This is a genomic window from Streptomyces sp. NPDC054863 (assembly GCF_053610825.1).
This window is the reverse complement of record NZ_JBSGZD010000381.1, coordinates 1-6,605: the sequence shown is the minus strand read 5'-3', so window position 1 is coordinate 6,605 and position 6,605 is coordinate 1. Positions and strand designations below refer to the sequence as shown.

General features: G+C 68.9%; 7 protein-coding genes. All 7 read right to left on the bottom strand.

Translation table 11 applies throughout. The annotated features are described in order from the left end of the window. On the bottom strand, nucleotides 1-1,503 hold a 1,503-nt coding region (gene alaS, locus ACWGIG_RS35770), incomplete at its 3' end, for an alanine--tRNA ligase (RefSeq protein WP_453325876.1). Next, nucleotides 1,503-1,841 carry a DUF6167 family protein gene (locus ACWGIG_RS35765; RefSeq protein ID WP_453325875.1) on the bottom strand — a complete coding sequence of 113 codons (339 nt, stop codon included), beginning with the start codon at nucleotides 1,839-1,841 and terminating at the stop codon, nucleotides 1,503-1,505. The genes alaS and ACWGIG_RS35765, both read right to left, overlap by 1 nt. Nucleotides 1,842-1,848: 7 nt before the next feature. After that, complete coding sequence (locus tag ACWGIG_RS35760) at nucleotides 1,849-2,292, bottom strand: DUF948 domain-containing protein (protein ID WP_453325877.1); 444 nt, start codon at nucleotides 2,290-2,292, stop codon at nucleotides 1,849-1,851. 244 nt (nucleotides 2,293-2,536) lie between these two features. Beyond that, on the bottom strand, nucleotides 2,537-3,151 hold the full coding sequence (gene rpsD, locus ACWGIG_RS35755) for a 30S ribosomal protein S4 (protein WP_185030621.1): 615 nt from the start codon (nucleotides 3,149-3,151) through the stop codon (nucleotides 2,537-2,539). 334 nt (nucleotides 3,152-3,485) lie between these two features. Beyond that, nucleotides 3,486-4,169 carry an HNH endonuclease family protein gene (locus ACWGIG_RS35750; RefSeq protein WP_453325874.1) on the bottom strand — a complete coding sequence of 228 codons (684 nt, stop codon included), beginning with the start codon at nucleotides 4,167-4,169 and terminating at the stop codon, nucleotides 3,486-3,488. A 24-nt stretch (nucleotides 4,170-4,193) separates the two neighbouring features. Further along, nucleotides 4,194-5,546, bottom strand: coding sequence for a replication-associated recombination protein A (locus tag ACWGIG_RS35745; RefSeq protein ID WP_453325873.1), 1,353 nt, complete (start codon nucleotides 5,544-5,546; stop codon nucleotides 4,194-4,196). 69 nt (nucleotides 5,547-5,615) lie between these two features. After that, on the bottom strand, nucleotides 5,616-6,263 hold the full coding sequence (locus tag ACWGIG_RS35740; protein WP_453325872.1) for a vitamin K epoxide reductase family protein: 648 nt from the start codon (nucleotides 6,261-6,263) through the stop codon (nucleotides 5,616-5,618). Nucleotides 6,264-6,605 lie beyond the last annotated feature (342 nt).

Below are 6,605 nucleotides of genomic sequence, written 5' to 3'. Positions count from 1 at the left end.
GTCCAGGACGATCTCGACCTCGTCGCCCTCGCTGGCGGCCGGGGAGGGGGTGCCGTCGACGAGGATGCCCACGACGCGGGACTCACCGGTGGTGCTGGAGTAGCCGATGAAGTCGGTCTCGCCTGCGGCGTCCGCGATCTCGCGGTAGCCGGACATGTCGGCGTGGCCGTGCTTCTTGGCCTGGGCGTCGGCCTTGGCGCGGTCCCGCTGCTCCTTCATCAGGCGGCGGAAGCCGTCCTCGTCCACCGAAAGCCCCTGCTCCTGGGCCATTTCGAGGGTGAGGTCGATCGGGAAGCCCCAGGTGTCGTGGAGCAGGAACGCCTTGTCGCCGGAGAGGACCTGGCCGCCGGCGGCCTTGGTCTCGGTGACGGCGGTGTCCAGGATGTTGGTGCCGCCCTTGAGGGCCTTGAGGAAGGCGGCCTCTTCGGCGAGGGCGACGCCCAGGATGCGCTGGCGGTCGGTGATGAGCTCCGGGTACTGCTGGCCCATCGTGTCGACGACCGTGTCGACGAGTTCCTGGACGACGGGTCCGGTGGCACCCATGAGGCGCATGTTGCGGATCGCGCGGCGCATGATGCGGCGCAGGACGTAGCCGCGGCCCTCGTTGCCGGGGGTGACGCCGTCGCCGATGAGCATCACGGACGTACGCATGTGGTCGGCGACCACGCGCATCGAGACGTCGCTGCCGTGGGCGGCGCCGTAGCGCACGCCGGTCAGCTCGGTGGCCTTGTCCATGACGACGCGCAGGGTGTCGGTCTCGTACATGTTCTGTACGCCCTGGAGGATCATGGCGAGGCGTTCGAGACCCAGACCCGTGTCGATGTTCTTCGACGGGAGGTCGCCGAGGATCTCGAAGTCCTCCTTGCCGATGCCGGCGCCGCGCTCGTACTGCATGAAGACCAGGTTCCAGATCTCCACGTAGCGCTCGTCGTTGACGGCCGGGCCGCCCTCGACGCCGAACTCGGGGCCGCGGTCGTAGTTGATCTCCGAGCACGGGCCGCAGGGTCCGGGGACGCCCATCGACCAGTAGTTGTCCTTCTTGCCCAGGCGCTGGATGCGCTCGGCGGGGACGCCGATCTTCTCGCGCCAGATCTGCTCGGCCTCGTCGTCGTCGAGGTAGACGGTGATCCAGAGCTTCTCGGGGTCGAGGCCGTAACCGCCGTCGTCGACGGACTTCGTCAGGATCTCCCAGGCGAAGCGGATGGCCCCTTCCTTGAAGTAGTCCCCGAAGGAGAAGTTGCCGCACATCTGGAAGAACGTGCCGTGCCGGGTGGTCTTGCCGACCTCTTCGATGTCCGGGGTGCGGACGCACTTCTGGACGCTGGTGGCGCGCTGCCACGGCGGCTTCACTTCACCCAGGAAGTACGGCTTGAAGGGCACCATTCCGGCCGGGACCAGGAGCAGAGTCGGGTCGTCCGCGATGAGCGACGCCGAAGGGACAACGGTGTGACCGCGCTCCTCGAAGAAGCTCAGCCAGCGGCGACGAATTTCTGCCGACTCCATCAGTGGTCCTCATTCCGGTTGTACGAATTCCCGTTGCGGTACGGGGAGTTGGGGTGGTTTTCGAGGGCAGCGGCATAGCGCTGCACAGGAAGCGCTCGCGCGTCGTCGGGTGCCGCTTCCAGGCCGAGCGCGTCGCCGAGTTCGGCCTCACGCGCGGCCATGCCGGCCCGCACGTCGAGCGCGAAGTCCTTGAGCTTGTGGCCCGCTTCGACCGCCTTGTCGGCGGCCTGTGCGGCGAGGCTCTCGGGGGTCAGCGCCTTGATCTTGCGGTTGACCTTCTGGGTGGCCCACACGCCGGCGGCTGCGCCTGCGGTGAACCAGAACGTACGGCGGAACATCGCTGCGTCAGTCCTTAGATCCGCGGGAACTCCGGCCGTTCCGCTTCGCCCGCTGAGCAGAGGAGCGCAGGGTCCGGCCGACGATCACGGTACGGCGGTCCGGAGCCGGCGGCTCCGGCGTCTTCTTGCGGCCGATCGCCTGGCGCACGCCGTACCCGAAGGCGGCGACCTTGACCAGCGGGCCGCCGAAGGTGGAGGCGACGGTGGAGGAGAGCGCGGACGCGTTCGACGTGACTTCCTGTACGTCGGAGGCGATCGCGTCGACCCGGTCCAGCTGGGTCTGCGCGGAGCGCACGGTCGCGGAGGCGTCGGACAGCAGCGGTACCGCCTGCTCGGTCACCTCGGCCACCAGCCGGGTCGTCTGCTTGAGCGTCTGCGCCAGCCTCACCAGTACGAGAGCGAGGAAGGAGACGAGAATCGCCCAGAAGACGGCCACCAGGATGCCGGCCACCTCTCCACCGGACACGATGCGCTCCCTGTTGGGTCGAAATTGGCGTATACGGATCAGGCGTGTGCGGCATTGACGTATACGAAAAGTCGTTCCGCGAGCCTATCGCGCCGGGGCCACGGCTCCGTACCGGATATCGCGCGCCCTGGCGCTGCCCCCGCAACGCGCAAACCCGCCGCTTCCCGCTCCGTGAAGGAGCGGGAAGACGACGGGCAGTGCACGCAAGTGCGTAAGGACTACGCCTGAATCAGCGGGCGTAGTACTCGACGACCAGCTGCTCGTCGCAGATGACCGGGATTTCCTTGCGGTTCGGGTCGCGGTCCAGGCGGAAGGCCAGGGCCTTCAGGTTCACCTGGAGGTAGCGCGGGGTCTCGCCGTCCGTGTCGTAGCCACCCTCACGGGCGACCTGGAAGGGGACCTTCTCGCGGCTGCGCTCGCGGACCATCACGACGTCGTCGGGACGGACGCGGAACGACGGCTTGTCGACCTTGCCGCCGTTGACCTCGATGTGACCGTGCACGACCATCTGGCGGGCCTGGTAGATGGTGCGGGCGATGCCCGAACGCAGGACCAGGGCGTCGAGGCGACGCTCAAGCTCGACGACCAGCGCCTCGCCCGTCTTGCCTTCGGCCTTCTTGGCGCGGTCGTAGGCGCGCGCCATCTGGCGCTCGCTGATGTCGTACTGGGCGCGCAGACGCTGCTTCTCCAGCAGACGGACCTTGTAGTCCGAGTTCTGCTTGCGACCGCGGCCGTGCTCGCCGGGCGGGTACGGGCGCGACTCGAAGTACTTGACGGCCTTCGGCGTCAGCGCAATGCCGAGCGCGCGGCTCTTCTTGACCTTGGGGCGGGACTGGTTCGGCACGAACCAACCTCTCTATCTGAATGGAATACGGCTTCACCAGGGTTAAGGGAGGTCGCATCCGCAGCCGGGGAAACCCCTCCATCGCTGGACGGGCAGCCGCTCCCTGGTCTGGGCACTATGTGCAGCACGCGAGTGGCCCACCGATCCTTAGGATGGTGGGCTGCCCGCGACACCTTCAACGGTGCGCGACGCTCCTGGATCCCTCACTCACGGTTGCCCGGAGAAGGGTTCCGGCTGCATGTCCCGTTCTGGTGATGCCGGTACGGGACCGGACACGGGACGCAGCGCTTCGGTCGATTGTACTAGGCCGGGTGTGATGCTGCGGACCGGGCCGTCAGGAGCAGGTCCCGAGCATCTCGGACAGCGCGGCCTTCTCCGGCGGGGACACCGTCAGCGCGTACTTCGCCTTGATGCCGGTCCAGCGGCGGGCGTACTCGCACCAGTATCCCCGCCGCGGTCTCCACTTGTCGGGGGTCTTGCTGCTCTTGTCCTGGTTCGCCTGCTTGTCGACGGCGAGGAGCACGTCGAGGTCGTTGGCGTACGTGAGCCGCTTCTCCGGGGTCCACGCCCAGGCACCCGCCCGCCAGGCCGCGCCGAGCGGCACGACGTGGTCGGTCTGGATCTGCGAGGCACGCCGGTAGGTGTAGGGCAGCTCGCGCCCGGTGTACGGGTCGCGGAGCACTCCGGACAGGGGTACGCACGCGTCGTGGTCGCCCCGGCGGAGCACGGTCAGGTCGCGGTGGAGGACGTCGTCGCGGGTGTCGCAGCCGTTGCGCCCGCCCGGGGCGTCGGTCTCGTCCGACCAGGTCTCGCCGAACTCGGCCCTCTTGTACGTGGCCCAGTGCGTGCCCCACTCGACGGTGAGGCCTGCCAGCCGGGTGCGGGCCCCGTCGGCGGTGGGCGGGAAGCCCGGACTGGTGAACGGGACGGCCGTGGGCCGCTCCGGCGGGGTCTCGGCGTGGTGGCAGGCGGTCAGGGCCGCGGAGCAGAGCAACAGCACCGGCAGACCTCGGACCATGCTCCGGAGCGTAGCCCCGCGTCCTCACCCCTGCCCGTTCAGCCGCTCGCGCACCTTCTCCACCACGGACGCGTACCTGGCCTCCGCCCCGTACCGGGTGGGTGTGTAGTACTGCCTGCCGTGCACCTCGTCCGGGGCGTACTGCTGGGCGGCGATGCCGCCGGGGACGTCGTGCGGGTAGACGTATCCCTGGGCGTGGCCGAGCTTGGCGGCGCCCTTGTAGTGACCGTCGCGCAGGTGCGGCGGGACGGCGCCCGCCAGGCCGCGGCGCACGTCGGCCTGGGCGGCCTGGATGGCGAGGGTCGCCGCGTTGGACTTCGGGGCGAGCGCGAGCGCGATGGTGGCGTGGCTCAGGGTCAGCGCCGCCTCGGGGAAGCCGATCATGGCCACGGCCTGGGCGGCGGCGACGGCCGTGGGCAGGGCGGTCGGGTCGGCGAGTCCGATGTCCTCGCTGGCGGAGATCATCAGCCGTCTGGCGATGAACCGGGGGTCCTCGCCCGCCTCGATCATCCGGGCCAGGTAGTGCAGTGCGGCGTCCACGTCGGAGCCCCGGATGGACTTGATGAGGGCGCTGGCGACGTCGTAGTGCTGGTCGCCGTCGCGGTCGTACTTCACGGCGGCCCGGTCGACGGTCTCCTCGACCGTCTCCAGGGTGATCTCCTCCTCCCCCTTGGAGATCGCCGCTCCGGCCGCCGCCTCCAGGGCGGTCAGCGCGCGCCGGGCGTCGCCGCCCGCGATGCGCAGCAGGTGGTCCTCGGCGTCCTCGGACAGCGTGACCGCGCCGCCGAGGCCGCGCTCCTCGGTGAGCGCCCGGCGGACCAGTCCGCGCAGGTCGTCGTCGGTGAGGGATTCGAGGGTGAGGAGCAGGGAGCGGGAGAGGAGCGGCGAGATGATCGAGAAGTACGGGTTCTCGGTGGTGGCCGCGATCAGCGTCACCCAGCGGTTCTCCACGGCGGGCAGCAGCGAGTCCTGCTGGGCCTTGCTGAAGCGGTGGATCTCGTCGAGGAAGAGGACGGTCTCCTTGCCGAAACCGCCCGACGCGCGGCGGGCGCCCTCGATGACGGCCCGTACTTCCTTCACGCCCGCGGTGATCGCGGACAGTTCGACGAACCGCTTCCGGGTCGCCTGGCTGACGACGTACGCCAGGGTCGTCTTGCCGGTGCCCGGCGGCCCCCAGAGGATCACGGACGAAGGCCCCGCGGGTCCGCCGCCGCTCTCCCCCACCAGGCGGCGCAGCGGCGAGCCCGGCTTGAGGAGGTGCTTCTGTCCGAAGACCTCGTCGAGGGTGCGCGGGCGCATCCGGACGGCCAGGGGACTGCTGGACGGGTCGTTGGCCTGGCGTTCTTCTGCGGCTGCGGTAAAGAGATCGGGCTCCACAACCTGAAGCCTAGGTCAGGCCACTGACAATCCGGCCGGTCGGCCCCGAGGGCTGCCCCGGGGCCGGGCTCAGCTGGTCCAGAAACTCCACCAGTTGGTGAGGATCAGAATCCCGATGACCCCGATCCACAGCACCGGCACCACCCAGTGGAACTCCACCAGCCCGTTCCGCAGCCACTTCGGCGCCGGCAGGATCCGGTGCTTCAGGTTGTGGACGGTGACGTAGCAGAACATCACGATGGTCGCGACCCATGCGAGGCAGCACCACAGGCACAGCGAGCGGATCGTGTAGAGCGACTCGTACTGGAGGTAGCTGCAGAAGGCGACGCCGAAGAGGGTGCCCGCGTTGAGGCCGAGCCAGTACCAGCGCTTGTAGCGGGCCCCGGCGAGGAGGGCGACACCGATGGCGATCACCATGCCGTACGTGACGAGGCCGAGCATCGGATTGGGGAATCCGAAGGCGGCGGCCTGGTCGCTCTTCATGATGTTGCCGCAGGCGACGACCGGGTTGAGGCTGCACCCGGGCGTGAAGTTCGGGTCCTCCAGCAGCTTGATCTTGTCGATCGTGATGATCCACGAGGCGAACAGTCCTGCTGCTCCCGTGATGATCAGCAGCCAGGAGAACGCCCGCCCGGCCCCGATGCGGCCCGTGCCGTTCCGCTCTTCCGTCTCCGCTGACACGTCGTCTGACATGTCGTCAACCGCTGTCGTCGTCATATCGCCGTTCCGTAGCTGCCGTGATCTGAGGGGCAGGCTCATTCTGCCGCACAGAAGATGCCGTACGCCGTTCGCAGCACATAAGGAGGTGGTTCGCAGGACATAAGGAGGCGAAGGACGGCCGCAGGGCCGGAGCGGAACGCCTGAGTGCGCGCCCCTTCCGGTCACCCATGACAGCACTCACGGTGGCAGTGCACGGACCGCGCGAGCGGTACGGCGATGTCGTCGCGGTCGACGGCCTCGACCTGGGCATCCGGCACGGAGAAGTGTTGCTGACGTTCCGGTGGGAGCGGGGAAGCAGGACGGGTAGGCGTACGGAGGAGGGGCCCGGAACCTCTGAGG